The organism is Streptomyces sp. NPDC094448, from assembly GCF_044763775.1.
Lineage (GTDB): Bacteria > Actinomycetota > Actinomycetes > Streptomycetales > Streptomycetaceae > Streptomyces.
In genome coordinates this window covers 38,642-64,703 of record NZ_JBIWGU010000005.1, presented here as the reverse complement: position 1 = coordinate 64,703, position 26,062 = coordinate 38,642, and the positions used below count along the sequence as shown (strand labels likewise).

Sequence of the window (26,062 nt, the reverse complement as noted above, 5' to 3'; positions counted from 1 at the left end):
CACGCTAGGCAGACCCGTCTCAGAAAGTCGCTTCAATTTCGCCGACCTCGGCGCCACCGCCCAGCAGCGGCGCCCGGCGGATCCGCGCCACCACCGGATCGTCCACCCCCATCAGCTCCAGCGCCCGCCCCAGCACCGGCCCCAGGGCCCGGGCCGCACCGTCGTCGATCTTGAAGGCGAGAGCCCGGCCGTCGGCGAGGGCGACCGCCTGCACCGCCTCGGCACCCATCTTCGACAGCGTCCCCGGCACCTCCCGCATCAGCCAGGTGTCGGCCCGGCGGGTGCCCGCCACATACTCGGGGTGCGCCCGCATCGCGTCCGCGACCCGCCGCCCGGCGGTGCCCGGGTCCGCGAGGACGAGGGAGCGGTAGGAGCGGGCCAGACCGGTCAGGCCGACCGCCATCAGCGGCGCCCCGCAGCCGTCGGTGCCGACCGCCGCGACCGGCTCGCCCGCGGCCTCCTCCACGGCCTCGCGCACCAGCCGCTGCACCGGGTGGCCGGGGTCGAGATAGCCCGCCCGGTCCCAGTTGTTGAGCGCGCAGGCCGCCAGCCAGGCCGTGTGCTTGCCGGAGCAGTTCATCGTGATCGGCTCGCGGAGCCGTCCGGCCGCGAGGTACGCCTCCGCCTCGACCGGGTCCAGCGGCAGGTCGGCGGGGGTGCGCAGCTCGTCGGGGGCGATGTCGTACTCGGTCAGCATCTTCCGTACGAGATCGAGGTGAAACCTTTCGCCGGAGTGGCTGGCGGCGGCCAGGGCCAGCCGCTCCCCGGCCAGGTCGAGCCCGGCCCTGAGGGTGGCCACGGCCTGCATGGGCTTGCCCGCGGAGCGGGGGAAGACCGGGGCGGTGACATCGCCGAGGGCCAGCTCCACACTGCCGTCGGGGGCCAGGACGACCAGCGAACCACGGTGGCGGCCCTCGGTGAACCCCGACCGGACGACCTCCGCGAGAACCGGTGACGCGGTGACGGGGGTCCGGGGGGTGGGGGTGCTGCTCATCGCGGGGGTGGCCTTCCGACGGGGTGGTACCGGCCCGCCGCCGGAAGGATCTCCTCAGGTCAGCAGGTCGTCTACTTGTGCTTCTCCTTCACGGTACCTGCGGGTGATCTCGGCGCTGCAATCGTCGGCTGTACGTTGCAACAGCTGCCGCCGCCGGGAGACCCGCTGCTCGTAGCGGACGAGCCGCGCCATCGCCGCGTACAGCTCGTCATCGGTACGTGCCTGGAGGTCGGAGAGTTCGACGTCGGCGAGCATATCGGCGGCGAGACGGCCGTACTTCTCGCTGTGCGGCGGGGCGACCGTCACATGGCGGACCGAGCTGCGGTGGGTGGAGGGGGCGTCGGCGAGGATCTCGGAGAGCCGGTCCACGACGGAGGCGGCCACCGGCACCACGGCGGGCGCGGTACGGGGCCCCTGCCCCGGAGCGGCGGCGGTACGGGAGCCGGGCGGGGCCGTGGGCGGCACGGAGGCCGAGCCGGTGGCCGCGGCGGTGGGGGCGGCCGGGCCGGTGACCACGGGGGCCTCCGCGGCTCCGGTGTCCCCGGCCGCTGCCCGCTCCCGCTCGCGTCCCCGCCCCCGCTCGCGCTCCCGGTCCTGCCCCTGCTCCACCGCTCCCGGCCCGGACCGCCGGGCCAGCTCCGCCCTGAGGATGTCGATCCGCCCCTGGAGCAGCCGCCGCAGATAGCTCAGATCGGCCTCGTCCTGCTGCGAGCTGCGCCGCAGGGTCCGCAGCTCCGGCAGGAGCAGCGCGGGCAGCTCGTACCGCGGCGGATCGGGGAAGTGGTCGGCCGCCCGGCACTCGCGGCCGCCCTCGCGCTGCTGGGGTGGGCGGGCGGTGGTGGGGCCGGCGGGGTCGGCCGTCGTGTGCCCGGTGCCCGAAGTACTCATGTCCTACCGTCCGTCCCCTCGACCGGCGCGGAGATCTTCCCCGGGCCCCGAATCCGGGTACGGGCCGGGACCGCGCCGCCTTCGTGCATCGTGCCATTGGGGAAGCGGTCCACGCAGGTGCTCTGCACCCGTTCAGCCCCGATAGGTTGGGCTGTATGCGTGCAGTGGTACAGCGGGTCGACGGCGCGAGTGTCGACGTGACGGACGAGTCGGGCACCCGTACGGTCGGGGAGATCACCGGGGAGGGGCTCTGCGTTCTGGTGGGGGTCACCCACGAGGACACCCCTGAGCAGGCGGAGCGGCTGGCCCGCAAGCTCTGGTCGCTGCGGATCCTGGAGGACGAGAAGTCGTGCTCCGACGTGAACGCCCCGCTGCTGGTGATCTCCCAGTTCACCCTCTACGGCGACGCCCGCAAGGGGCGCCGCCCCACCTGGAACGCGGCGGCCCCCGGCCCGGTCGCCGAACCCCTCGTGGACGAGGTGGTGGCGCGGCTGCGGGCGCTGGGGGCGCGGGTGGAGACGGGCAGGTTCGGCGCGAGCATGCGGGTGTCGCTGACGAACCAGGGCCCGTTCACGGTGCTGCTGGAGGTCTGAGCCGCCGCCGGGTCCGGCTACGGCTACGGCTACGGCTACACGACTACGGCTACGGCTCGACGACCGTCTCCTGGGCCGCTGCCGTGTTCCCCGCCAGCAGTTCCGCGTCCACCGGAACGTTCCGCTTCACCAGCGCCAGCGCGATCGGTCCCAGCTCGTAGTGCCGGGCGGATGTGGTGACGAAGCCGAGCTGCCGTCCGCCGTCGCCGTCCTTCGCCAGCGTGACCGGGGTGCCGGGGCCCGGCAGATGCACTTCGCTGCCGTCGAGGTGGAGGAAGACCAGCCGCCGGGGCGGCTTGCCCAGGTTCTGCACCCGGGCGACGGTCTCCTGGCCCCGGTAGCAGCCCTTCTGGAGATGGACGGCCGTGCCGATCAGGCCCAGCTCGTGGGGGATGGTCCGGTGGTCGGTCTCGAAACCGACGCGGGGCCGGTGGGCTTCGACGCGCAGTGCTTCGTACGCCAGCATTCCGGCGAGGGGCCCGTGTTCGGTCGCGTACGCCTCCAGACCGGCGCGGGGCAGGAACAGATCACGGCCGTACGGGGTCTCCCTGACGACCACGCCGTCCGGCGCGGGCGCGAGGGAGCCGGCGGGCAGGTGCACCAGCGCGATGTCACCGGTCCGGTCGGCCACCTCGACCCGGTAAAAGAAGATCATGGACTCCAGGTAGGCGATCAGCTCGCCCTGCGCGCCGGGTTCCGTGTGGATCCAGACGGTCTCCCCGTCGTCGACGAGGGACAGACCGTGTTCGATATGTCCGTTCGCGGAGAGGATCAGCGCCTCGGTGGCCTGCCCGGGCGGCAGGTCGGTGACGTGCTGGGTGATCAGGAGGTGCAGCCAGGCCAGCCGGTCGGAGCCGGTGACGGTGATCACCCCGCGGTGGGAGAGGTCGACCAGGCCGGTTCCGTCGGCGAGGGCGGCCTGCTCGCGGAAGATATCGCCGTAGTGGGCGGCCACGCCTTCGTCGACCCCTTCCGCGGGGACCGCACCGGGGCGGGACAGCAGGGGGCTGCGGGGAGCCTTCGGGGTCTTCACTTCGGTCGCATCGGCCATGGGAAAAGCCTACGACTCGGCCGGGGAACCCTGGCCGGCCGTGGCGTCCCCGGGTTCGGCCGCGCAGTTCCCGCAGCGGCCGAAGATCGCGAAGTGCTTCATATCGGTGTCGAAGCCGAAGGTCTGCCGGAGCGTCTCGGTGAATTCGGCGGCGATGCCGACCTCGGCCTCGATCACGCAGGAGCAGTCCCGGCAGACCAGGTGGAGATGGTGGTGCCGGTCGGCCAGATGGTAGGTCGGGGCGCCGTGGCCGAGGTGGGCATGGGAGACCAGCCCCAGCTCCTCCAGCAGCTCCAGCGTCCGGTAGACGGTGGAGATGTTCACCCCGGACGCCGTCTTGCGCACCTCGCACAGGATGTCGTCCGGAGTGGCGTGCTCCAGGGTGTCGACGGCCTCCAGCACGAGCTGCCGCTGCGGGGTCAGCCGGTAGCCGCGCTTGCGCAGGTCGCTCTGCCAGTCGGTGGTCACCACGCTCCCAGTGTAGGGAGTGCCGGACCGAATGACGGGGCCTGCCGGAAGGGGGCCTGCTCGAAGAGGGAAGCGGGGCCTACTTGAAGAAGGCGATGCCGTCGTCGGGGAGGTCGCCCAGGTTCTTCGCCCACTCGGCGACTTCCTCGGGCGAGACCGACTTCTTCAGATGCGCCGACATGTACGGCCGCAGCGGGACCTCGGGGGTGGCCTTCTCGCCCACCCACATCAGATCGCCCTTCACATAGCCGTAGAGCCGCTTTCCGCCGCTGTACGGGCCGGAGGCCGCGGTCCGGGCGACGGCGTCCGTCACCAGGTCGATCTGCGGCTTCTTGTCGGCCAGCTCGCCGTACCAGATCTCGACGATGCCCTGGTCACGGACCATGACGACCTCGACCTTGCGGTCCTTGTCGATCCGCCAGTAGCCGTGCTCGCTCTCCAGGGGGCGGACCTTGTTGCCCTCGGCGTCGAGGACCCAGGTGTGCGACGCGTACTCGACGACGTCACGGCCGTCGTGGGAGAAGGTGACGGACTGGCCGAAATTGCACTTCTCGGAACCCGGGAAGTCGGAGACGCCCGCGCCCTCCCAGGTGCCGAGGAGGAAGGCCAGGGGGACGAGGTCCGGGTGGAGGTCGGACGGGATCTCGATCATGAGCTGATTTCCGTGGTGGGAGCGGGGATTCCGGACGGGCGGGGGACGGTCAGCGCTGGCCCTGGTACAGCTTCTTCACGGCCAGTACGGCGAAGGCGGTGACGCCGATGCAGACCAGGACCAGAAGGGCCTCGAAGAATGCCTCAAGCACGGAGTGCTCCTTGTTCAGGTGCGAAGGAAACAAAGGAAACAGCGGACCTACCGGGCCCCAGCCTAATGGGTGGGGCCCGGACGGGCCGCCGGGGGCCGCCGGGGCGTGCCGGGGGCGGGGCCGCGCCGCGGCCCGCCCGGGTGGGCGGTTCCCGGTCAGCTCAGGAGCTGGTTCTGGAGCGCGGCGGTCTGATGGAAGGGGACGGCCGCCGTTCCGCCGTTCTTCCTCTTCTGGATGATCACCGCCAGGGTGTCGCCCGCGTGGATGTAACCCTGGCGGCTGCCGACGGGACCGTCCCCGTCCTGCTCCCGGTAGAGGTAGGAGTAGACGTAGGACTTGGACGCACCGTGCCAGTCGTGGTCCTCCTGGAAGCGTTCCGTGGCGTCGAGGTCCGCCTCGGGGGCATTTCCGCCGGCGGCGCCCAGCGTCTCGTCGTTGAAGTCGTTCGCAGCCTCCGCCGAACCGAAACGCAGCAGATAGACCCGGGACTCCGTACCGTCCGGCATGGTCCAGCCCCGGGCGGCGATATGACGGAGCCCGTAGTCGGCGAGGCCGATCTCGATATCGGCCCGCTCGTCCTTCACATACTCGGACGCGAATCGTTGCGGGGTGGTCCAGTCACCTGTCAGCTTCGGGTCCTGCCGGGCGCCCTTCGGCGCAGGCAGCAGCAGTTTCCGCAGGTCGGCGTGGTGGATCCCGTCGTCGTTCTGATTGCTGAAGGGGCGCGGGGTTCCCTTGGGGAGCGCCGGGAGCGAAAGCTCCGGATAGTCCCAGCGGCCGTCGCTCCCGGTCGCGAGGCCCGGGAGACGGTCGCGGTCCAGTGTCGTGATGCCGTACGCCGTTCCGGCACCCAGCCCCAGACAGACGGCGGCGACGGTGCACCAGCGCCCGGCGGACCTCAGCACCCGGCGGTCGCGCGGAGGCGCCGTCTCCCCCGGACCTGGCGGGACCGCCGGTACGGCGGGAAACTCCGCCTGCGGGCCCTGCGACTGCGGCTCGGTCATACGTACTCCCCCGGGGATGCGATGTGATCCAGCTGCTTCTTCACGAACCCCGCCACGACCGAGGGGTAGAGCTCCCGGGAGCCGTTGAACTCGACGGAGACGACGGTGTCCGAGCGGTATGCGTAACAGGCGTAGACGACCAGATCGTTCTCCGTCCCCGGTCCGCTGGTGGCGCCCTTGAAGCAGATGGCGCTCTTGTGGCCCCCGACCACCGGCCCCTTGGCCACCTTCAGCGCCCGCAGCACACCGGTCTGCAGCGCGAACAGGGCCTTGGCGTCCTTCGCGTTCCTCAGCCGGACGATCTGCACCTCGGTCACGTGGTCGGCGACCTCGTCCTGGGCATAGGTGCGCCAGACCATGCCCTGCAGGCCGAGCCGGTCGACCGCCGTCTCGAACCGCCGCCGTTCGGCGCCCGTCAGTCCTTGTTGCTGCTGCTTCATCAGGCGGGTGGTGGCCCGGCCGTCGAGTTCGCCGTCGTTGCTGCCGAACGGGATCGCTTCGGGGCCCAGCCGGTGGCTGTCGGGCACGGGAAGCAGCATCTTGCGCAGCGGGGTGTCGGTCCGCCCGCGGCCGAGATCCCCCGCCGGGTCGTCGACCAACTCGGCCGGCAGGTCGTCACCCCAGATATCGGTCTCCGCGGAGTGGTCGGCGCCCGCGGCGGACACCGCGCTGTAGGTCACCGCGCCACCGACCGTCAGCAACGCGACCGCCGTGGACAGCACGATTCTTACCGTCGGACGTTTCACAGTCGCTCCAACTGACGCTCGGCCAGGATCCGGATGTCGTTCTTTCCGATGGGTGAGGTGTCCCAGATGGTGAGGTCGGCAAGGACGTCGCCACGCTGGATGACCGCCTGTGCCTGGTACAGCGGCTTGTATCCGGGCTCGCGTTCGGGCTTGAGGATGTAGTAGCGGCCGTTGCCGCTGCCCGAGAGGGCGTCGCCGGGCGATCCCGTGCTCTCCTTCTCGGCCTCCGCCGGATACTCGTGCACGCTTTCGCCGTACTGCGACGCGCCGCGGGCGCTGCGGAACTGGAGAAGGTGAACCTCGTAGGTCCGGTTGCCCTTCTCCCAGCTGGCGCCCGCGATACGCCGCACCTCCTCCTGCAACAGGTCGAAGAGAACGGCGTCGGCTCCCTCGTACTGATAGGCGTAGAGCCCGAGATCCGCCCAGTTGTCGTCGAGCCATTCCACAGGGGCGTTCCTGGCGCCCGCGGGCCTGTCCACCAGCAGCTTGCGCAGATCGCCGTTGGTCCGGACCCCGCGGTCCTCGGCGGCGGAGAGCGGCGCGGGGCCCTGTCCGGCCGGAAGCGGCTTGGCCGGGTACGCCAGCCCCGGCTGGCTGAGCGCGGGCAGCGGCTCGGGCTCGCGACCGGCCTGGACGCCGTAGCCGACGGCGGTGCCCGCGCTGATGCCGACCACCGCGGCGACGGCGAGGAGCAGCGCGGTCGCACCACGGGGCCGTACCCGGGCGGGCGCATCGGGCACTACCGGCTCCGGTACATCCGGCGCCTCGGGCGGGGCGGGCGCGGACGACTCCGGAACATCCGGCGCATCGGGCACCACCCGCTCCGGTACATCCGGCACCTCGGGCGCGGCGGGTGCGGGCGGCTCCGGCGCGGCGGGTGCCGGCCGCCCGTCGTCCATGGGCTGTTTCTTCAAGGTGAGGGTCCCCCTGAGACCTGAATCGCGACGCGGTGTGCGTTGTCGCGTGTACGTCAGACAGATAGCGGGTAGGGGGAGTTGTCCGCATCCGGATTACAGTTCGGACATGGCCAAGAAGCTCGTGATCAAGGTGACCGCCGGTGCCGATGCGCCCGAGCGGTGTTCGCAGGCGTTCACCGTCGCCTCCGTAGCCGCCGCCAGCGGGGTCGAGGTGTCCCTCTGGCTGACCGGCGAATCCTCGTGGTTCGCGCTGCCCGGACGGGCCGCCGAGTTCGAGCTGCCGCACGCCGCGCCGCTGCCCGATCTGATCGACGCCGTACTGGCGACGGGCAGCATCACCCTGTGCACCCAGTGCGCGGCCCGGCGTGACATCACCTCGGAGGATGTGCTCGCGGGCGTACGGATCGCGGGGGCGCAGGTCTTCGTACAGGAGGCGATGGGGGACGGCGTACAGGCGCTCGTCTACTGACCGAGCCCGTACGGACTCATGTCACTGGTCGTCGGAGCGGTTCGGGCGGTCCGGGCGGTCGTCGGAGCGGTCGTCCGGGTGGGGCGGGCGGCGTTTGCCGTCCAGTTCGTCCCACCATGCGTCGGACTCCGGATCGCCGGTCGGATCGTCCCACCAGCGGTCGTCCGGGCCGCGCCGGTTGGCGACCATCGCGGCGATCGGCGGGATGACCATGGCGACCACGCACATCGCGACGGCGGCCGGAACGGACCAGAGGCGTACAAACGCCCAGGCGGATACGAAGAGGACGAGGCATCCGCTCATCATCAGGAAATAGGCACGTCGCCGCCGTGCATACATAAGTCCAGGGTACGGCGGGTACGGGCACGGCGCCCCGGGTGCGGACGACCGGAGGGCCGCACCCCGGACCAGTGGCGTCCAACCCCCGGGGTGCGGCCCTCCGGCCCGCTGTGTTCCGTATACGCCGGATCGTCCCGGCCGTACGGAGGGGGCGGTACGCGGCCCTACCGCGTACCGCCCGTCCGCTCGGCTCAGACCGCGATCGCGACCTCGGCGAGCCCGCCCTGCTGGGCGACGACCGTACGGTCCGCGGTGCCGCCGGGCACCAGCGCCCGCAGGGTCCAGGTGCCCTCGGCCGCGTAGAAGCGGAACTGGCCGGTGGCCGAGGTGGGCACCTCGGCGGTGAACTCGCCGGTCGAGTCCAGCAGCCGGACATAGCCGGTCACGGGCTCGCCGTCACGGGTCACCTGGCCCTGGATGGTGGTCTCGCCGGGCTTGATCGTCGAGGCGTCGGGCCCTCCGGCCTTCGCTCCACACATACTGCTCTCCTACTGCTGCTTGCCGGATCGGACCAGAAGTTGTTGCGGGGGGATTACTTGGCGGCGCCGAGTTCGATCGGCACGCCGACGAGGGAGCCGTACTCGGTCCACGAACCGTCGTAGTTCTTGACGTTCTCCACGCCGAGCAGCTCGTGCAGGACGAACCAGGTCAGGGCGGAACGCTCACCGATCCGGCAGTACGCGATGGTGTCCGTGGCCAGGTCGACCTGCTCGTCGGTGTAGAGCTTCGCCAGCTCCTCGTCCGACCTGAACGTGCCGTCGTCGTTGGCGTTCTTGGACCAGGGGATGTTGCGGGCGCTGGGCACGTGGCCGGGGCGCTGCGACTGCTCCTGCGGCAGGTGGGCCGGGGCGAGCAGCTTGCCGCTGAACTCGTCGGGGGAGCGGACGTCGACCAGGTTCTGGGTGCCGATCGCGGCGACGACGTCGTCGCGGAAGGCGCGGATCGCCAGGTTCTGCGCCTGGGCCCGGTACTCGGTGGCGGCGCGCTCGGGCACCTGCGAACCGTCGACCAGGTCCCGGGAGTCCAGCTCCCACTTCTTGCGGCCGCCGTCGAGGAGCTTGACGTCCTGGTGGCCGTAGAGCTTGAAGTACCAGTAGGCGTAGGACGCGAACCAGTTGTTGTTGCCGCCGTAGAGGACCACGGTGGTGTCGTTCGCGATGCCCTTCGCCGAGAGGAGCTTCTCGAAGCCCTCCTGGTCGATGAAGTCGCGGCGGACCGGGTCCTGGAGGTCCTTCGTCCAGTCGATCCGGATCGCGTTCTTGATGTGGTTCTTGTCGTACGCCGACGTGTCCTCGTCGACCTCCACGATCGCGACCTTCGGGTCGTCGATGCGGGCCTCGACCCAGTCGGCGTCTACGAGGACGTCGCTGCGGCTCATGTTCCTTCTCCTCCGGGGCAGTTACGGCGGCTTCGTGCCGGGGATGGTCCGGGGTTCGCGCCGGGATGCGGTGCGATACCGGGCCGGTGGTGCGGTTTGCTGGACTGTGCGGTGCGATGCGGTGCGGCGTACGGACGGCGAACGGCGGTGGCCTGCGGTGCCGGCCGGTGACGGACGGTGTGGCGACACGGAACGACGGGCGACGGACGCGGGCACGGGTGCCGCACAGTCTGCGGTGGCCCTGATCAGCGGTTCAGCGGTCGAAGGGCCAGGGGTGCCGGGAGCGAACTCCCGCTCAGACGGCGCGACAGAGCATGGCGGCGACGCGGCACAGGTCTACTGCCCGCCGCTTCGTGAGATCCGCCTGTCGCTGCTTCATGCGTCCGATCGTAGGGACGTACCGGGCATGCTGTCACCGGCGTGTCATATGGTGAGACCCAATCGTCCATGATACGGAATCATGACCATACGGAGCAGGTCCCGGGGCCGTCCCGGCGATCTCCCGCGCCCTCCCCCTTCTGACCGGTGGACAGCGGCGTCTCAGCATGCGGCCCGCCGTGGGCCTCGCCGAGGGGCTGCGGGACTCCGACCGGGCCGACGGCTGCCCGGTGACGGCGACCGCCCTCGGGACGGCCGGGCGGCTTCCCGACATCCAGCGGGCGGCGGGCGCGGCCTTCGACCACCGGCAGGGGCTGGTACGGGAGGAGCTGACGGCCTCCGGAGTGCCCGGGGACGAAGCCGCCGGCCTCGCCTGCACGATCATCAGCACTCTGGAGGGCGCGGAGCCGGCGGCCCAGGTGACCCCGGTGCAACCGCCGCTGCGGCTCGCGGGCACATATCCCGCCCGGCTCGTCGCCCTCTCCCTCCCCCGGTAGGTCCAGCCCGGACTCCCGGGGCCGGATTCTGTCCGGACTCCCGGAGCGGGGTCCTGCCCGGACTCCCGGAGCGGGCGGGCTCAGCCGACCAGGGAGACGCCCCGGCCCGCCCCGGAGAACTTCAGCCCCTCCTCCTCCGCGGTGACCCGGTCCAGGGTCACCGGCTTCGGCAGGCCCGTCAGCTTGAGGTCGTAGTCGAGGACGTCCCGGAGCATGCCGTCGAGCCCGGGTACGGAGAGACCGGGCAGGGTCTCGGTGCGCAGCCGTACCGTCCCGCCCTCGCGGAGTTCGACCGAGCTGTAGACGGTGACGTCCTGCTTCAGCAGGGACTCGAAGCGGCCGGGGTCCTTGCCCGCGCCCTTCAGTACGTCGAGCAGCGAACCGCTGACCTTCACCTGGCCCTTGGCGGCGCGCTCGGGGCCCGCGTAACCGATGGTGGCGCCCCGGGGCGCGGCCCGGGTGAGGTCCTCGTACGAGATCCGGCCCGAACCGTCCGCGGTGCCCGCGACGGCCGACGAGAAATCGCTGTTGATCTTCACATCGCCGAGTTCGGCCCGGACGTCGGTGATGTTCACCGGGCGGCCGTCGGCGGAGGCGGTGACGCTCTTCAGGGTGACGTCGACCCCGTCGAGCTTCTTGCCCGCGACCTGGGTCAGAAACGGAAAGCCGTTGATGGAGACGTCGGGTGTCCTGGCCAGGCCCTGGCTGGTCTTGACCCGTTCCGCCACCTCGGACTCGGCCATGTTCACGGCGACGCGGTCGGCGGCGACGAACAGGCCGCCGAGGACGACGGCGGTAATCAGGGATATTCGCAGCGCGCGCACGGTCCGGTGCCCCTCCTCGTACGGACTCGCCCGGCCGGCGGGGCGGCCGAAGGCGAACGGCCCCGGGAGCGGGGCCTGGGGAGTGTCCGCAAAGTCCCGCCCGGCCCGCGACGCCCTCCGGGCGGACGGCGCTACTTTGCGGACACTCCCCAGTCAACGACGTACGGCCGGGAACGATGGTTCCGGTGGGGAGGGCGGGGTGGTACGGCTCACCCCCGCACCCGGCGGGCCGGGGTACGGGGGTGAACAGGGGTGAGGGGCCCAGGGTCAGGCCAGGATGCGTCCGACGAGATAGACCGCGGGGGCGGCGAGGGTCAGGGGCAGGGCGACCCCGGCGGTGAAGTGGACGAACCGCGACGGATAGTCGTAGCTCGCCACCCGCAGGCCCACCAGCGCGAGCCCGCCCGCCGCCAGGCCGAGCAGCGCGCCCTCGGCACCGAGCCCGGTCAGCCCGCCCGCCGCGACACCCGCACCGGCCGCGGCCAGCAGGGCGAGCACGACGGAAGCGGCCGGCGGTACGGGCAGCGCGCGGGCGGCCACGGCCACGGCGACCGCGATCCCGCCGACGACGGCCGCATCGGCGGAGGCCGCGAGATGCCCGGCCGCGAGCACGGCGAACGCGGCGGACGCGACGGTCGCCAGCAGGCCCTGCATCCGCTCGTCCGGCGGGGCGTGGCTGCGGAGCTGGAGCACGACGGTGATCAGCACCCAGACACCGAGGGTGCCGAGGATGGCGGCCGGCCCGTGCTCCCGGCCGACGGCCAGCAGGACGGCGTCCGCGACGAGCCCCCCGGCGAAGGCGAGGGCGATGCCCTGGCGGGCGGGCCACATACCGTTCAGCCGGAACCAGCCCGCGGCGGTGACCGCCTGGAGCAGGACCAGCGGGACCAGGAGTCCGTACGGGCCGATGGCCGCACCGGCGGCGAGCAGCAGACCGAGCAGGGCGGTGAGCCCGGCGGGCTGGATACCGGGCGGGATGATCGGCGACCGGCCCTCGGCGCGGGCCCGCTGGGCGTCGGTGATCCGGGCGTTGCCGGTGGTCGTGGGCGTGCTGTAGCCGCCGGACGCGGCGGGGGCCGCGGGGGCGGCAGGTGCGGCGGGAGGGGTGGCGGGCGTGATGCCCACCCGCCGGGCCCGCCGCCCAGTCGGTGCCTCGGGCGGCAGGGGGCGGGCGCCGCTCTGCGCGTCGGCGGAAGCGGATGCGGCGGGGGCGCCGTACCCGGGGGCGGCGTGGGCGGGCGGGTAGCCGTAGCCGGGGGCGGACGGTGCGCCTGCGGCGGGGCCGCCGTAGGAGGGCGGGGGCGGATAGCCGTAGCCGGGGGCGGGCGGGTTGCCCGGCCCGGGGCCGGACGGCACCGGCGGCAGATAGGCGGTCTCGGCGGCGGCCGAAGCGGGCGCGGGCGGCGGCCCGGGCGGCGCGGCGGGGCCACGGCCCGAGGGTCCCGGCGGTACGGGCGGAAGGTACGCGGTCTCCGCGGCGGCTGAAACGGGCGGTACGGGGGGCAGATAGGCCGTCTCCTCCGCGGCGCTCGCCGGGGCGGCGGGCACGGGCGGCAGATAGGCGGTCTCCGCGGCGGCGGACGCGGGCGGGTAGCCGTAGGAACCCGCGCCGTTGCCGTCGCCGGGGTATCCGTGGGAATGGGAAGGGGCGGGCGGTACGGGCGGGAGGTAGGCGGTCTCGGCGGCGGGCCCGGCTCCGTAGCCCGGCCCCGCAGCCGGATGCGTACCGGCGCCCGGCCCGTAGCCCGGCCCCGCGCCCGTACCCGTAACCGGACCGAAGCCGTTGCCTGCCGGGGCTCCGGCACCCGTGCCGGGCCCGTAGCCGGAACCGGGTGCGTAGCCGGGTCCGTAGCCGGTCCCGGCGGGCGCTCCGAAGCCACCGGACGGACCGGGACCGAAGCCCGGACCCGTACCGCCACCGCCACCGGGGCCGTAGCCACCGGACGGCGCGGCGGGTGCTCCCGCCGGGGGCACCGGCGGGAGCAGTGCCGTTTCCTCAGCCGGGGCCGCACCGGCGGCGGGCGGTTCGTTCAGCGTCGGCAGGCCAGGCTGGTACTGGGTGTCCCAGGTCTCGCCCTCCCAGGTCTGCGCGGGCTGCTGCGGCTGCGGGGCCTGCGGGTACCCGTAGCCGCCGGAAGCAGGCTGCTGCGCCGGTCCGGGCTGCGGATAGCCGTAACCCGGCGCCGGGCCGTCCGGGTACGCGTCGTACGGCTCGCCGCCCGGTCCGGTCCGGCGCGGCGCGTACGGGTCGCTCGGATCGTACGGATACTGCTGGTCGCTGCTCATGCTGTCCGGATTCACCCTCCTGCGAACGGCGGCAGCACCTCGACCGTGCCGCCCTCCGCAAGCCGTACGGTCTGATGGTCACGCGCCCCGACGGGAGCGCCGTCGACGAGGAACGAGCAGCTCTTGAGCACCCGGGTCAACTCGCCGGGGTGGCGTTCGCGCACCGCGTGCAGCGCGTCGGCCAGTGTGCGTGCCGTGTACGGCTCCTCCGCGACCCCGGCCGCCGCCCTGGCCGCCGCCCAGTAGCGGATGGTCCCCGCCGGCATGCGCAGCTCCCCTCGTCACCGTCTGGTTGTCTGGTCCGTCCTTCGTGGGCCTCCATCATGGGCCATCGGCGGATGCGGCACGGTCCGTCAGCCAGACCCCGAGGCGTTCCAGCAGGTCGTCGCCGGCCGCGCTCTCCGCATGGCCCATGCCCGGTTCCAGCCAGAGTTCGGCCGGTCCGGCGGCGGCGAGCATGCGGGGGTGGTCGACGGGGAAGTACGCGTCGCGGTCGCCGTGGACGATCAGCAGCGGGGTGGGGGCGATCAGCGGAACGGCCTCCACCGGGGAGAGCGGGACGGGATCCCAGTCGCGTTCGTCGATACGGGTGCGGAGCCCGTAGCGGCCCACGGCCCGGCCGAGGGGGTGGGAGATCATCCACTGGACCCGGCGCATCGGGGGCGTACCCCGGTAGTACCAGCGCGCGGGAGCACTCACGGCGGCCACGGCGTCCGTACGTGCCTCAGTGCGCCCCCCGCGTCCGGCGGAGTAGAGGGCCGCATGGCGGAGCACCACCGAGCCGCCCAGGGAGAAGCCGACAGTGGCGATCCGCGGATGCCCCTGCGCGCGGGCCCAGCCGATGGCCGCGGCCAGGTCGAGCACCTCCCGGTCGCCGAGGGTGGAGCGGCCGCCGGAACCGCCGTGACCTCGGAAGGAGAAGGTCACCACGGCCGCGTGGGCGGCGAAGGCACCGGCCGCCCGGCGGATGGCGGGGCGGTCGAGGGAGCCGGTGAACCCGTGCGCGACGACGATGGCGGGGCCCGGTTCCGAGGGACTCCCGGCCGCCACCGGACGGCGATACGGTTGATAAAACGCCTCAATACGGACACCATCGGAGGTCCGGAGCTGCGCGCGCCGGACCCCGGACGTGACCGGATCGACGTCCACAGTGTGAAATCGGCCCTCTGGCTCGGAGCGCATGTGGGCTATTGTGCTGGGAATGAGGATCCGGGCGATGCAGCCCCCGGGTCCTTTTGCGTTTCCGGCCTGTTGTTACGAGCAGGTGAACCGGCAGGCCGGCCGGAGCCGCACGACCCGCGTCCTCGCAGGGACCGAGGAGGAAACCGACGTCATGGACGAGCAAACCGCGCACGACCGGAGTACGAGCGGGACCGACCGACCCGCCGGAGCACCCGCCGTGACGGGCGGCCCGCGCGGGGCCCGGGTGGGTGAGGCGCGATGAGTTCCCTGCTGCTTCTGACGAACGCCCTCCAGCCGTCGACGGAGGTGCTGCCCGCGCTCGGGCTGCTGCTGCACAACGTGCGGGTGGCCCCGGCCGAGGGCCCGGCGCTGGTGGACACCCCCGGCGCCGACGTGATCCTGGTCGACGGGCGGCGCGATCTGCCGCAGGTGCGGTCTCTCTGCCAGCTGCTGCGCTCGACCGGTCCCGGCTGTCCCCTGGTGCTGGTGGTGACCGAGGGCGGGCTCGCGGCGGTCACCGCGGACTGGGGCATCGACGACGTCCTGCTCGACACGGCAGGCCCGGCGGAGGTCGAGGCCCGGCTGCGGCTGGCGCTGGGCCGCGCGCAGGCAGGTGCCGACGACTCCCCGATGGAGATCCGCAACGGCGATCTCTCGGTCGACGAGGCGACGTACAGCGCGAAGCTGAAGGGCCGGGTGCTGGACCTGACCTTCAAGGAGTTCGAACTGATCAAATATCTGGCGCAGCACCCGGGGCGGGTCTTCACCCGGGCCCAGCTGCTCCAGGAGGTCTGGGGCTACGACTACTTCGGCGGTACGCGGACGGTCGACGTCCATGTGCGGCGGCTGCGGGCGAAGCTGGGGCCGGAGCACGAATCGCTGATCGGCACCGTCCGGAATGTGGGCTACCGCTTCGTGGTGCCGGAGAAGGTGGACCGGGAGGCGGCGGCCGCGGAGACCGGCCCGGCGGCCCGTAACAAGGCGAGGACCCAAGCAGCGGCCCCCGCGGGCGCCGGTACCGGAGAGTAGTCACCGGCCCGTGCGGGCCGGGTCCGTCCGGCCTGTGAGAAACCCCCGACGACCTGCCCAGAAGAGGGTCACCCCGCGTAGACTGCCGCGCGTGGCCAAGGTGACGCGGGACGACGTTGCGCGACTGGCGGGGACTTCGACCGCCGTCGTCAGCTACGTCATCAACAACGGACCCCGGCCGGTCGCCCCGGCCACGCGCGAGCGCGTCCTCGCCGCGATCAAAGAGCTGGGGTACCGCCCGGACCGGGTCGCCCAGGCGATGGCCTCGCGCCGTACCGATCTCATAGGGATGGTCGTTCCCGACGCCCGGCAGCCGTTCTTCGCGGAGATGGCGCACGCGGTCGAACAGGCCGCGGCGGAGCGCGGGAAGATGGTCCTGGTCGGCAATTCGGACTACCGCCGTGAGCGGGAGGTCCACTATCTGCGGGCGTTCCTCGGGATGCGGGTCTCCGGACTGATCCTGGTCAGCCAGGGCCTGACGGAGAGCGCGGCGGCCGAAATCGAGGCGTGGGAGGCGCGGGTCGTGCTGCTGCACGAGCGCCCCGAGGCCATCGACGACGTCGCGGTCGTCACGGACGATATCGGGGGCGCCCAGCTCGCGACGCGCCATCTGCTGGAGCACGGCCACCCGTACGTCGCCTGCCTCGGCGGCCCCGACGACACCCCGCCCGTCGGCGACCCGGTCACCGACCACGTCGAGGGCTGGCGGCGGGCGATGCTGGAGTCCGGCAAGCCGGTGGAGGGCCGCCTCTTCCAGGCGCCGTTCAACCGCTACGACGCCTACCAGGTCGCGCTGAAGCTGCTGTCGGGCCCCGACCGCCCGCCCGCGATCTTCTGCTCGACGGACGACCAGGCGATCGGCGTGCTGCGGGCGGCGCGGGAGCTGCGGATCGACGTGCCGGGCGAGCTGGCGGTGGCCGGCTTCGACGACGTCAAGGAAGCCCATCTGACGGACCCGCCGCTGACGACGGTCGCCTCGGACCGCCCGGCGATGGCCCGCGCGGCGGTCGACCTGGTCCTGGACGACAGCCTCCGCATCCCGGGCTCCCGCCGCGACCGGGTGCGGCAGTTCCCTTCGGGGCTGGTCATCCGGCGGTCCTGCGGGTGTACGTAGGGAGGCGGGGCCGGTTTCCTCCACGGACAGCGCGGGCCGGAGAGCCCGCCCCGGATCCGGTGCTGTCGGTCAGCGGTTGAGCGCGCGTGCCAGTTCGCGGACGCCGGGCGTGTGGGGGTGCCGGGTGGACAAAGAGCCGACGATCGTACGGATGGACGGGCGGTCGCGGACCTCGGCGGGGCTGACCCGAAGTGCGGCGAGGAGTTCACGGGCGGTCTGTTCCGGTTTGCCGTACTGCCACCAGGCGCGGGCGAGGTCGGTGTGCATCCGGCTGGTGCGTTCAGGGGTGGGGAACTGGCCGGGCCGCAGGTGTCGCCCGGCCTCCAGTGCAGCGCCGGCGTCGCCGAGGGCCCAGTGGACACCGACGGCGTAGAGATCGACCGCGGCGGGCGAGATGCGGAAGAGGCGGTCCTTCGGCGCGGTGGCGGGGAGCCGCCGGGCGGCCCGCCGGGCTTCAGTGATCATCGCCAGGGCCTGGGTGTCGTCGCCTCCCCGGGCGGCCGTGTAGGCGGTGGTGCACAGCATCTGCGCGTACGCCGCCGTCTGCGCGCCGGTGGTCAGGCCGGTGGCCTCGATCTCGGCGAGCGCGGCGAGGACCAGGCGCTGGGCGGCGGCTGGTTGGTCCTGGTGGCGCAGGACGATCGACAGCTCGCGGGCTGCTGCGGCGGAGGCGATGGGGGAGCCGGACAGATCGGCGTAGGTGGTGGCGCGGTCGGCGGTGAGCCGGGCCCGTTCGTAGCGGCCGATCTTCCCCAGCACCTGGGTGGCGAGGCTGTAACAGGCGGAGAGCCGGGCGTGGTCCACGGCGGTGTGGGTGCGGGCAGCCTGGTGGGCGTCGCCGATCAGGCCGGGCAGCTCGGCCAGGAGTGAGGTGTGCCGACCGGTGTCCCACAGATGCCGGGCACGGGCGAGTCGGAGGTCGACCGGCGTGGGTTCACCCGTGGGCGCGGGGGTGAGGGCGAGCGCGTCGTCGATCGCCAGAAGCAGGGAGGCGGGCACAGCCGTGCCTGCGGCGGTGAGCAGGGTACGGCGGCGCATGGGGTCCTCCTCGGTGGGCGGAACGTGCGGCGCCACTCTAGTGGGACGGGGATCGGCTCCGGTGGTAATGCCGGAGCTACCCGCGAGGCGCGCGAACACGTCGAACGCCGCGCCCCCGGCGGCCTCGTCCGGCTAGGACGACAGCGCTACATCGTGACTAGCTGCCGAGAGGAATGCGGGCGTACGGCTCCCATTCGTACATCCGGCTTAGTGGCCCGTCCCGACGGGCTGCCCGAGGGGTTGTTCGCCGTGTTCGAGATAGTGGGTGCGGCCGATTTCCCGGGCAGCGATCGCTTGTTTGACGCGGCGGGCAAGACGTGGGATCAGGAGTTGGTCGAGTGCGTTGGTGGACTGAAACTCGGCGGCCAGGAGTTCCTGCGGGGCGGGCCTGATCGACGTCGTATCGCCAGGGCCGAGTTCACCACCGTCGAAGATGTAAAGCGTCTTGTCGCCTTCGGCGGGGCTCGGCGCCCAGTCGACGACCAGGAGGTGGCCGATGTCCGGGGTGATGCCGAGTTCTTCCTCGACCTCCCGCCGACAGGCCGCCAGCGGTGACTCGCCCTGCTCGATATAGCCGCCGGGAATCTCCCACAGGGGTTTGTACGAGGGCTTCACCAGCAGAACCCGCCCGTAGGCGTCGAAGAAGAGCGCACCCGATGCTGTGCGTGGCCGCGCCATCCGCTGTTCCTGCTCGTTCTCGGGCATGGACGGAGCGTACTGCGGCCGGTCCCGAGGATTCCGAGTCCGACAGGGTGCGTGGGGGACAGCAGGACAGCGCTACGTCCGGTAGCTGCCGGGAAGAATCCGATCCCACGGCTCTCCTTCGTCCCCACCGGCCGGGCACCCGCTCACGGCCTTGTGACCGTACGCGGATGCCCGGCGATTGGAAGTCGTGGCGCTGTGCGTCGGTTCAGGTCAGCCCACCCGCGACCTGGTGACGTCCGGCGCCGGTTCTCCTACTGCTCGCCCAGATTGGTGATCCACCGCAGGATGGTGGAGCCACCGGAGACCTTGACGGCAACCTCGACCACACGGCCGTCCGCAAGGTAGACGGTCCGAACGACCTGGGTTACGACGACGTCTCTGGCGGTCAAGCCCCAGTGCCTCCTTCTCCACAACAGTCGGCAGGCGGGACGTCACCTCCTCCAGGACGTAGTCCTGTTCCACGCCGAGGCGTTCCGCGGCGAGTTCGCGCGATCCGCCGGTGGACACCGGCTCCGTCAGTTCCGGTGTGGCGGCAATGACGTAGGCGGGGTAGTAGGAGCTGCTGAGGTGCACTGGTGTGCCGTTACGGCTGACGATCCGCCGACGGACGTGGACCGGAGTGCCTGGAGCGACATCGAGCCGCGGGGCGACGAGTTCGTCGGCGCCAACCGTGCCTGTCTCCAGGACTCGGGAAGTCTCCCCGCCGCCGAGGGCCGTACCAGTGTGCTGATGCAGACGGACGCGTGCGGAGATGTTGTTGCTGATCAGTCCGGCGACAACGGTGCCGACGCCTGGCTTCGGCAGGGTCAGCCCTTCCATCTTGAGGACGCGATACGCACGGTTCGCGGTCGTGTTGGCGACGTTGAACTGTTCGCACACCTCGCGCAGCGACGGCATCACATCGCCTGGTGCCAGTGCTCCGTCCTGAATCTGTTGGCGGTAGTGCGCCGCGATGGCCGCGTATCCCACCTGGGCCATGCCCGGTCTCCCTTCCCTCTGAGTGTGCTGGACCCGTCCATACAGGGTGCAGCGCTACACGTTAGAGGGTAAGCGAAGTGCATATATAGCGCTACTAGTAGCGCTAGTGATAGCTACTGGTCTACCTTCACTGTGCAGAACCTGGCGAGGCCGTCACCAAAACGCCCGTCCCGACCGGAGCCCACTCCCGGTCGGGACGGGTCTTCCGCCGCAAAGGAGCCCCCGCAGCCTGGCAGGGCCCGGGGGCTTGGACGACTGAGATGGAGTCGACAAATGCAGCGTAGCGATCAACGTCACCGTGAGGAGAGCCGTGCGGTGTGCACGCCGATTGAACAGGTCGATGTCACAAACTCCTGGCCCCCTTGCACCTGTGGCGGTTCGATCTGCCCGGACAGGACTCCCAACAACGCCTCGGCAGTGGACTCCAGGGAGGTTGAAGGTGCCCAATAGCCCATCTCTCGACCTTGGTTCAGTACCGGAGTACTGCGTCTACTGCGACCAGCCCGTAGAGCGGGCCGAGGAGAACCTCGTCATGGTCGGGTTCTCCGCCTCCGGGGCACGGCCGTCGCTGTACGCGCATCCCGACTGCCCCGCCCCGCGCAAGATCCCCCAGCGCACCGGGCGCTGAAGGCTCCCGTACGCGCCGCAGCCCCCAATGCCCCGCGTACGGGACACAGGTCCCGGCCCCGCACACGACCCCCGGCACGGGGCCGGGACCACCCAAGCCACGTACACAGAAGCGCCCCGACAGACCGCAGCCACGGTCCATCGGGGCTCAACCAACCAGCTGTGCAAGGAGCTGATCCGTCGTATGCGGAACCTTATCCACCGGGTCCTCAACCGGTTACGGACTTTCCTCAACCCGCCGACCCACGTCGTCGTCCTCGTCCCGGCACCGCCACTGCGTACCGATCCCTGGACCCGGCCCTGGACCAGCCCCGACAAAGACCAGGCACAGGCTGTCCTCCGGGCCCGGGCACGTCGTCGCAGGGTCATCGTCGCGGCCCACGGGATCCGGCTCGAAGGCCTGCTGGCCAGGGCCCCGGAACCGGTCACCGCCGCCTGCTGCGTCTGCGGGCGGGCCACCACCGCGCCCGTCGAAGTGCGGCCCGGGCGCACCACCTGCCCCGAGCACATCACCGACGCCCTCACCACCGCACCCGGAGCCAGCCCGTGATCTGCGAAGCCTGCTGGAACACACCCGTCGCCACGGTTCGGGACACGGCGGAAGGGCGCGATCTCCTCTGCCTGCCCTGCGCCGACGGCAACTACCCGGCCAGGGTGGTGCTGTTCCCTCCCCTCGGGATCTACCGGCTCACCGAGCGGAAGTTGGAGATGGGCAAGCACGGGAAGCCGAAGCCGCAGCTCCCGCCCGACCCCGGGCCGCATCCGCCCAAGCCCACCCCCAAGTCCCCGCCGGGCAACCCGCCCGTCTGATCCCTACCCCCGGTCCATATAGCTCTGGCGCAGCTCCTCCAGGATCCGGACCGCCTGGTCCAGGTCCGCCTTGCGGCAGCGGGCTATCGCCGTCGTCAGGCGGGCGATCGCGTCGTCCCGGCGTTCCAGGCCGTTGCCCTCGATGAGGGCCGCGATCCGGACCGCCTCCGCGCGCGGGGCCTCGGCCGCCTCGCCGCCCTCCTCGTGGGCCGCGATCGCCGACTCCGCCTCGGTGAGGGCCTCCGGGAAGCGTTCCGCCCCGGCCAGGATGCGGGCCCGGCGGTAGTGGGTGCTGCCCCGTTCGTACCAGGCGCTGAGATCGCCGGAACCGGCGGCGGCCACGATGTCGTCGGCGCGGGCCAGATGGGCCAGCGCGTCCGTCACACCCTCGTCGCCGCGGGACTCCACGGTGAGGCGGGCGAACTCCCGCAGCATCTCCGTCATCAGCGGCGGGTTCGGCGCCTCCGCGTGGGCCGCGAGGGCCCGTTCGTACGCCGTGCCCGCCGCGTCCCAGCGGTCGGCCAGCGCCAGCGTGACGGCCGCCTCCCCCGCCACCAGGGTCTGGATCGGACGGTCGTCCTCCCAGCCGGCGACGGCGTCCGCCAGCAGCAGGAACTCCTCGGCCGCGGGCCGGAACTCGCCCAGCTCCCGCAGACCGCGGGCCAGGTTCAGCCGGGCCTGGGCGAGCACCCGTTGGTCGAGGGTGATGCCTTCGGCACCGGACAGTACGGACTCCATGACGGCGACCGCCTCGTCCGGCCGGCCGGACTCCGTCAGGACGTCCGCCAGCTGGAGCCGGACCGCCGCGGCCTCGTCGTGTTCGGCGTCCCGGTCGTGCCGCGCGGCCGCCTCCGCGAGATGGCGTACCGCGCCGCCGTGGTCACCGAGGTGGGACACCGCGTGCCCGAGCAGCGTGTACGCACCGGCGAAGGCGAACTCGTCGTCGCCGTAACGGCTCGCGTCGGTGATCGCCCGGTGCACCAGCTCGGCGGCCTCCTCGTACCGGCCGTCCCCCATCAGGCCCTGCGCGAGCTGGAGCCGCGGCCGTCCCGCGCGCCAGGGCCGTTCGGAGGCGGCCACGTCCTCCAGCGCCGCCCGCAACTCCTTCTCCGCGCGGGCCGTATCGCCGCTCCTGGCGGCCACATCGGCCAGGAACTGGCGGGCGTTGGCGACCTGGTGGGGCAGCGACAGCCGCTCCGCCTCGGCCCGGAGGGTCCCGGTGTGCTCCTCCAGCTTCGCCATGGCGGCCCCGCCGGGCTCCGGGAGCTGCCGCGCGGCCGCCCGGTACGCGGTGAAGGCCAGGCAGAACAGGACGCCGCCGTAGCAGAGGGTGCGTTCGACGGCCGTGTCGGCGCCGAGGAAACCCTCCGCCTCGGCCGGGTTCCCGCCCGTCAGCGGGACCCGGTCCAGCACGACCGAAGCCTCCTGGACAAGCTGCTCCATCGCGGCGACCCGGCCGGAGCCGTCGTCGGAGTCCCCGGCGGCGGTCGTGTCCTGCGGGCCCCAGGTGATCACCCGGGCCCGGGCGCTCAGCGCCTGCCAGTGCAGCCCCAGGTCCTCGTACAGCTCGGCCGCCCGCTCCAGTTCCACGACGGCCCCGGCGGCTTCGTCGTTCCCCAGCAGCCGGTTGGCGCTCTGCTCGGCAAGTTCGGCCTCCAGCAGTTCCGCCGGGCCGATGCCGTCGTCGTGCGGGGTGTTCCCGCCCGCGGCCAGACGTTCGGCGACCAGGGTCCACAGCCTGCCGGACGCGGGGTGGCCGAGGGCGTCCTGTCTGCGGGCCTCGCGCACCAGGCCCGCGAAGTCGGCCGGGGCGGCGGGAGCTTCCACGGGCACCGGGGGTGCGGTGGTCCGGGCGAGGGAGGTCCGCAGGCCGAGCGGCAGCGGCTCGTCCAGCAGGGGGGTCCGGTCGAGCCGGGCCCGCCGCCGGTCGCCGACGGCGGTGGTGCCGTTGCGGGCGTCGAAGGCGGCGGCGAGCCCCTCGGCCTCGGTACGGACCTCGGTGAGGAGCGCCGCCACGGTCCAGTTCCGGCCGGGCGGGCCCGCGACGGGGGTGTCGCCGTGCCCGTCGGCGGCCAGCCGGGCGAGCAGCAGCTCCGTACCGGTGAGGAAGCCGAGCCGGGACAGCGGGGCCCCGGCCGCCTCGAACAGCGGCCGGTTCTCCGCGAGGATCTCCAGCCCGCGCCCCTCGTTGCGGGAGAGCGCGCAGAACTCCAGGTGCAGTCCGACCTCCGCCGGCATCCCGGTGTTCCCGCGGACCTGCCGGTAGCCGGCGAGGTGGTGGGAACGAGCCTCGTCCGCACGGCCGGTGCGGAGCAGCGGCAGCAGGGCGAGTGCCCGGGTCATCGCGGGCTCCTCGGTGCACTCGGCGGAGCCGTCCAGGACGGGCCGCCAGCTTTCGAGGGCGGCGGTGTCGTCGCCGGTGAGCAGCCGGTGGGCGCCGATGCGGCGGAGTTCGCAGGGTCCGCAGTCGCTGTGTTCGGTACGGGGCCGGGTGGCCCAGAGGTCGTACGCGTCGTCCGTACCGGTGCCGGTGTGGGCGGCGATCTGGTAGCGGGCGGCGGCCACCGGCTGGAGGCCGTGCCCGGCGGCGGTGAAGCGTTCCCGCGTCTGCGCGACCCAGGCGTCGACGGTGGCCAGCGGCACTTCGGGGACCTGGAGCAGGGAGAGCGTGACCCAGAAGGAGCGGTGGTGGATCTGGGCGGCCTCCCATTCGCTGAACTCGTCCGGGTCGCTCTCCCGGAGCTTGAGCAGCCGGGCGAAGGCGACGGGCGATTTGCGGTGCTCGCCGGTCACGTCGTACGCCGTCATCAGCTCCATCAGGGCCGTGACGAGGACATCGGGCTTCTCGAACGCCCCGGCGGCCTCGACGAGTTCCTCGGCGGTGACGGTGCGCTGGAGTCCATGGGGTCGGCCGCTGTTCTCGCGCAGCGCCTCGACCACGGCCTCGGGGGTGTCCAGCATCTACAGTTCCTTCCGGGGCTCGGAGCCGGGTGCCGCCGTGCCCGGATGGTGCATGGCGTGGGTGAGCAGGCCGGTGAAGGCCCTGGTGAGCAGCGCGTTCTCACTCGCCCGCAGCGGGCGGCGGCTGAGCAGCAGGGCCTGGCCGTAGAGGGCTTCGGCGGTGGTGACCGCGAGACCGCGTTCGGTGATCGTCACGGCCTGCCGTACCAGCGGGTTGAGATGGTTGAGCACGAGCTGGGCGGGCGGGGTCTCCCGGCGCAGTGAACCGAGGATGTCGGCCCACAGCCCGTCGCTGTCGGCGGCCAGTCCGGACCGGGTCCGCTCGTGGCGGGCCTCCCGGTTGTCGATGAGCAGGACGGGCGCGGTGACGGGCTGGAAGGCGCGGAGCACGACATCGCAGTCGTGGGCGCCGACGGTCTCCCGGGCGACGGTGAGGAAGGCCGCGGCGCGCAGTTCGGCGGCCGGGTCGACGGCGTCGAGATGGGCGGTGACGGTCAGCGGGTCGAGGTCGGCGACGGCGGTGCCGGGGCGGATCTCGGGCAGCCGGTGCACCAGATCGCGGTCGTAGGTGTAGCCGCCGTTGACGACGCCCATGCCGACGGCGGACGCGATGGGCGCGACCTGCCGGAACTCCTCCACGCTGCGGGTGACCAGGACCGTGGCGTGGGTCCTGGTGAACACCTCCAGGGTGACCTGGCCGTCCGTGGTCTCGAACGGCAGCCACGGCAGCACGATGCGGAGCAGTTCGTCGTCGTAGCGGGCGAGCGCCTTGACCGCGAGGTGGTGGACGTCGATGAAGCGGTGCAGCAGGGCGGGGTCGCGGGCGGCGAGCCCGGTGAGCCAGTCGCGGATCCGCTCGCCGAGGGCGTCCCGTACGGCGGAGAGGGTGCCGTCCTCGTAGAGCGCTTCCCGGGACGCGGTGGGCCGCAGGCTGGTGGTGTCGATGACGCAGCGGACGAAGAACGCCCATTCGGGGAGCAGCTCCGGCGCCTGGTCGGTGAGGAGCATGCCTTTGAGGTGGACCCGGTGGCCCGAGTGGCGGCCGGGGACGACGGCGGTGGGCAGGACGTAGGCGACGCCGCGGAGTCCGGCGGCGGGGAGGTCCAGTTCGATCGTGTCGAGCGGGGTGAAGTCGAAGAGGTCGCGGCAGTGGGCGGTCAGGGCTTCGCGGCGGGCCAGCGGGGAGGCGTGGGGCCGGTCCCAGGGCGGGGTCTCGTCGATCCGGTGGGTTTCGCCGCGGGCGTCGGTGACGGTGACCCGGTACGGCAGCAGGGCGCCGTAGTGGCGGGCCAGGGACACCACGCGGCCGGGTTCGGTCCACTCGGCGTTGTCGGCGCGGGGCACGAGCCGGACGGTGGTGCCGGGCTCCGGGACGGCGGAGGCGGGCAGGGTACGGATGGTGTAGCGGCCGTCGGCGTGGCCGCGCCACTCCACGGCGGGTGCCGCCGGGTCGGCGGCGGAGCGGCTGAGGACGGTGATCTCGTCGGCGACGACGAAGCAGGCGAGGAGACCGATGCCGAACTGGCCGATGAAGTCGCCCCGGTCGGCGTCGATCCCGGCGCCGTCGACACCGCCGCCGGAGGTCCGCTTGGAGCTGCGTCCGATGGTGGCGAGGAAGCGGTGGACATCAGCCTCGGTGAGCCCGATGCCGGTGTCGGTGACGGTGAGGACGTCCCCGGTCCTGACGGTGATCGCGGCGGGTGCGCCGGGGGTCGCCCGCTGCCGGGCGGTGATCGCGTCGACGGCGTTCTGGAGCAGTTCGCGGAGGTAGACGCGGGGGCTGGAGTAGAGGTGGTGGGAGAGCAGGTCGACCAGACCGCGCAGGTCGACCTGGAAGGTGTGGGACGTCGGGGAGTCGGTCACCTGTGCCGTGTCTTTCCGTGAATCGGGGCGTCGAACGTCGTCGCAGGGCGTCGTGGGGCGTCGGTACGGGTACGGGTACGGGCCTTGACCCGGTCCGTACCGGCAACAGGGGAGCGTCCG

29 protein-coding genes are annotated in these 26,062 nt (G+C 72.4%); 8 read left to right on the top strand and 21 right to left on the bottom strand.

Annotated elements, in window-relative coordinates:
• Window positions 1-19: 19 nt before the first annotated feature.
• Together ACIQ9E_RS11185 and ACIQ9E_RS11180 are read right to left on the bottom strand one after the other, a co-directional pair.
• Window positions 20-994 carry an asparaginase gene (locus ACIQ9E_RS11185; RefSeq protein ID WP_403705387.1) on the bottom strand — a complete coding sequence of 325 codons (975 nt, stop codon included), beginning with the start codon at window positions 992-994 and terminating at the stop codon, window positions 20-22.
• A 54-nt stretch (window positions 995-1,048) separates the two neighbouring features.
• Window positions 1,049-1,882 (bottom strand): hypothetical protein, encoded by an 834-nt coding sequence (locus ACIQ9E_RS11180; protein WP_403705384.1) that lies wholly within the window; start codon window positions 1,880-1,882, stop codon window positions 1,049-1,051.
• Between the two features lie 155 nt (window positions 1,883-2,037).
• Here ACIQ9E_RS11180 and dtd point away from each other — a divergent pair, with 155 nt between their 5' ends.
• On the top strand, window positions 2,038-2,475 hold the full coding sequence (gene dtd, locus ACIQ9E_RS11175; RefSeq protein WP_389879582.1) for a D-aminoacyl-tRNA deacylase: 438 nt from the start codon (window positions 2,038-2,040) through the stop codon (window positions 2,473-2,475).
• A 49-nt stretch (window positions 2,476-2,524) separates the two neighbouring features.
• Here the strand turns inward: dtd and ACIQ9E_RS11170 are convergent, their stop codons facing one another.
• The 6 genes from ACIQ9E_RS11170 to ACIQ9E_RS11145 form a co-directional block, all read right to left on the bottom strand.
• A complete protein-coding gene (locus ACIQ9E_RS11170; RefSeq protein ID WP_403705381.1) occupies window positions 2,525-3,526 on the bottom strand; it encodes a YgfZ/GcvT domain-containing protein in 1,002 nt (333 codons plus the stop codon).
• A 9-nt stretch (window positions 3,527-3,535) separates the two neighbouring features.
• On the bottom strand, window positions 3,536-3,997 hold the full coding sequence (locus tag ACIQ9E_RS11165) for a Fur family transcriptional regulator (RefSeq protein ID WP_403705378.1): 462 nt from the start codon (window positions 3,995-3,997) through the stop codon (window positions 3,536-3,538).
• Between the two features lie 76 nt (window positions 3,998-4,073).
• Complete coding sequence (locus ACIQ9E_RS11160) at window positions 4,074-4,646, bottom strand: FABP family protein (RefSeq protein ID WP_403705375.1); 573 nt, start codon at window positions 4,644-4,646, stop codon at window positions 4,074-4,076.
• 306 nt (window positions 4,647-4,952) lie between these two features.
• Window positions 4,953-5,801, bottom strand: a complete 849-nt coding sequence (locus ACIQ9E_RS11155) for a hypothetical protein (protein ID WP_403705372.1) — start codon at window positions 5,799-5,801, stop codon at window positions 4,953-4,955.
• Window positions 5,798-6,547: a hypothetical protein gene (locus ACIQ9E_RS11150; RefSeq protein ID WP_403705370.1), complete on the bottom strand. Its 750-nt coding sequence runs from the start codon at window positions 6,545-6,547 to the stop codon at window positions 5,798-5,800. Before ACIQ9E_RS11150 ends, ACIQ9E_RS11155 begins: the two co-directional genes overlap by 4 nt.
• A complete protein-coding gene (locus ACIQ9E_RS11145; RefSeq protein WP_403705367.1) occupies window positions 6,544-7,446 on the bottom strand; it encodes a hypothetical protein in 903 nt (300 codons plus the stop codon). The genes ACIQ9E_RS11150 and ACIQ9E_RS11145 overlap by 4 nt, the downstream gene beginning before the upstream one ends.
• Before the next feature lie 124 nt (window positions 7,447-7,570).
• On the opposite strand from ACIQ9E_RS11145, the gene ACIQ9E_RS11140 reads away from it, so the two are divergent.
• Window positions 7,571-7,933 carry a DsrE family protein gene (locus tag ACIQ9E_RS11140; RefSeq protein ID WP_403705365.1) on the top strand — a complete coding sequence of 121 codons (363 nt, stop codon included), beginning with the start codon at window positions 7,571-7,573 and terminating at the stop codon, window positions 7,931-7,933.
• Window positions 7,934-7,954: 21 nt separating this feature from the next.
• On the opposite strand, the gene ACIQ9E_RS11135 is transcribed toward ACIQ9E_RS11140, so the two are convergent.
• The 4 genes from ACIQ9E_RS11135 to ACIQ9E_RS11120 form a co-directional block, all read right to left on the bottom strand.
• A complete protein-coding gene (locus tag ACIQ9E_RS11135; RefSeq protein ID WP_403706210.1) occupies window positions 7,955-8,344 on the bottom strand; it encodes a DUF3099 domain-containing protein in 390 nt (129 codons plus the stop codon).
• Window positions 8,345-8,463: 119 nt separating this feature from the next.
• A complete protein-coding gene (locus ACIQ9E_RS11130) occupies window positions 8,464-8,751 on the bottom strand; it encodes a DUF1416 domain-containing protein (protein WP_006348354.1) in 288 nt (95 codons plus the stop codon).
• Between the two features lie 53 nt (window positions 8,752-8,804).
• Entirely contained in the window at window positions 8,805-9,650 is an 846-nt protein-coding gene (locus ACIQ9E_RS11125; RefSeq protein WP_403705362.1) for a sulfurtransferase, read from the bottom strand.
• Between the two features lie 295 nt (window positions 9,651-9,945).
• Complete coding sequence (locus ACIQ9E_RS11120; RefSeq protein ID WP_350807544.1) at window positions 9,946-10,029, bottom strand: putative leader peptide; 84 nt, start codon at window positions 10,027-10,029, stop codon at window positions 9,946-9,948.
• A 166-nt stretch (window positions 10,030-10,195) separates the two neighbouring features.
• Here ACIQ9E_RS11120 and ACIQ9E_RS11115 point away from each other — a divergent pair, with 166 nt between their 5' ends.
• Entirely contained in the window at window positions 10,196-10,525 is a 330-nt protein-coding gene (locus tag ACIQ9E_RS11115) for a hypothetical protein (protein WP_403705359.1), read from the top strand.
• Window positions 10,526-10,605: 80 nt separating this feature from the next.
• Here the strand turns inward: ACIQ9E_RS11115 and ACIQ9E_RS11110 are convergent, their stop codons facing one another.
• From ACIQ9E_RS11110 to ACIQ9E_RS11095, 4 genes are all read right to left on the bottom strand, one after another.
• Window positions 10,606-11,349, bottom strand: a complete 744-nt coding sequence (locus tag ACIQ9E_RS11110) for a DUF2993 domain-containing protein (RefSeq protein WP_403705356.1) — start codon at window positions 11,347-11,349, stop codon at window positions 10,606-10,608.
• A gap of 267 nt (window positions 11,350-11,616) precedes the next feature.
• Window positions 11,617-12,906, bottom strand: a complete 1,290-nt coding sequence (locus ACIQ9E_RS11105) for a hypothetical protein (protein ID WP_403706209.1) — start codon at window positions 12,904-12,906, stop codon at window positions 11,617-11,619.
• A gap of 740 nt (window positions 12,907-13,646) precedes the next feature.
• Complete coding sequence (locus ACIQ9E_RS11100) at window positions 13,647-13,901, bottom strand: MoaD/ThiS family protein (protein WP_403705353.1); 255 nt, start codon at window positions 13,899-13,901, stop codon at window positions 13,647-13,649.
• 55 nt (window positions 13,902-13,956) lie between these two features.
• Window positions 13,957-14,817, bottom strand: a complete 861-nt coding sequence (locus ACIQ9E_RS11095; protein ID WP_403705350.1) for an alpha/beta hydrolase family protein — start codon at window positions 14,815-14,817, stop codon at window positions 13,957-13,959.
• Between the two features lie 258 nt (window positions 14,818-15,075).
• On the opposite strand from ACIQ9E_RS11095, the gene ACIQ9E_RS11090 reads away from it, so the two are divergent.
• Together ACIQ9E_RS11090 and ACIQ9E_RS11085 are read left to right on the top strand one after the other, a co-directional pair.
• On the top strand, window positions 15,076-15,846 hold the full coding sequence (locus tag ACIQ9E_RS11090; RefSeq protein ID WP_403705347.1) for a response regulator transcription factor: 771 nt from the start codon (window positions 15,076-15,078) through the stop codon (window positions 15,844-15,846).
• 91 nt (window positions 15,847-15,937) lie between these two features.
• Window positions 15,938-16,960, top strand: a complete 1,023-nt coding sequence (locus tag ACIQ9E_RS11085; RefSeq protein WP_366256287.1) for a LacI family DNA-binding transcriptional regulator — start codon at window positions 15,938-15,940, stop codon at window positions 16,958-16,960.
• A gap of 69 nt (window positions 16,961-17,029) precedes the next feature.
• Here ACIQ9E_RS11085 and ACIQ9E_RS11080 read toward each other — a convergent pair whose 3' ends face one another.
• The 3 genes from ACIQ9E_RS11080 to ACIQ9E_RS11070 all read right to left on the bottom strand — a co-directional run bounded on the left by ACIQ9E_RS11080 (window position 17,030) and on the right by ACIQ9E_RS11070 (window position 19,681).
• Window positions 17,030-17,998 carry a transcriptional regulator gene (locus ACIQ9E_RS11080; protein WP_403705343.1) on the bottom strand — a complete coding sequence of 323 codons (969 nt, stop codon included), beginning with the start codon at window positions 17,996-17,998 and terminating at the stop codon, window positions 17,030-17,032.
• A gap of 207 nt (window positions 17,999-18,205) precedes the next feature.
• Complete coding sequence (locus ACIQ9E_RS11075; protein ID WP_403705340.1) at window positions 18,206-18,703, bottom strand: NUDIX domain-containing protein; 498 nt, start codon at window positions 18,701-18,703, stop codon at window positions 18,206-18,208.
• Window positions 18,704-18,913: 210 nt separating this feature from the next.
• Window positions 18,914-19,681, bottom strand: coding sequence for a GntR family transcriptional regulator (locus ACIQ9E_RS11070; RefSeq protein WP_403705337.1), 768 nt, complete (start codon window positions 19,679-19,681; stop codon window positions 18,914-18,916).
• Between the two features lie 439 nt (window positions 19,682-20,120).
• Between ACIQ9E_RS11070 and ACIQ9E_RS11065 the strand changes: the two genes are divergently transcribed.
• The 3 genes from ACIQ9E_RS11065 (at window position 20,121) to ACIQ9E_RS11055 (ending at window position 21,118) form a co-directional block, all read left to right on the top strand.
• The gene (locus ACIQ9E_RS11065) at window positions 20,121-20,309 is read left to right on the top strand and encodes a hypothetical protein (protein WP_403705334.1); all 189 of its coding nucleotides are present in this window, start codon (window positions 20,121-20,123) and stop codon (window positions 20,307-20,309) included.
• 183 nt (window positions 20,310-20,492) lie between these two features.
• On the top strand, window positions 20,493-20,858 hold the full coding sequence (locus tag ACIQ9E_RS11060) for a hypothetical protein (RefSeq protein ID WP_403705331.1): 366 nt from the start codon (window positions 20,493-20,495) through the stop codon (window positions 20,856-20,858).
• Entirely contained in the window at window positions 20,855-21,118 is a 264-nt protein-coding gene (locus ACIQ9E_RS11055) for a hypothetical protein (protein ID WP_403705328.1), read from the top strand. Before ACIQ9E_RS11060 ends, ACIQ9E_RS11055 begins: the two co-directional genes overlap by 4 nt.
• Window positions 21,119-21,121: 3 nt before the next feature.
• Here ACIQ9E_RS11055 and ACIQ9E_RS11050 read toward each other — a convergent pair whose 3' ends face one another.
• Together ACIQ9E_RS11050 and ACIQ9E_RS11045 are read right to left on the bottom strand one after the other, a co-directional pair.
• Window positions 21,122-24,079: a tetratricopeptide repeat protein gene (locus ACIQ9E_RS11050; RefSeq protein ID WP_403705325.1), complete on the bottom strand. Its 2,958-nt coding sequence runs from the start codon at window positions 24,077-24,079 to the stop codon at window positions 21,122-21,124.
• Complete coding sequence (locus tag ACIQ9E_RS11045) at window positions 24,080-25,942, bottom strand: HSP90 family protein (protein WP_403705322.1); 1,863 nt, start codon at window positions 25,940-25,942, stop codon at window positions 24,080-24,082.
• Between the last annotated feature and the right edge of the window lie 120 nt (window positions 25,943-26,062).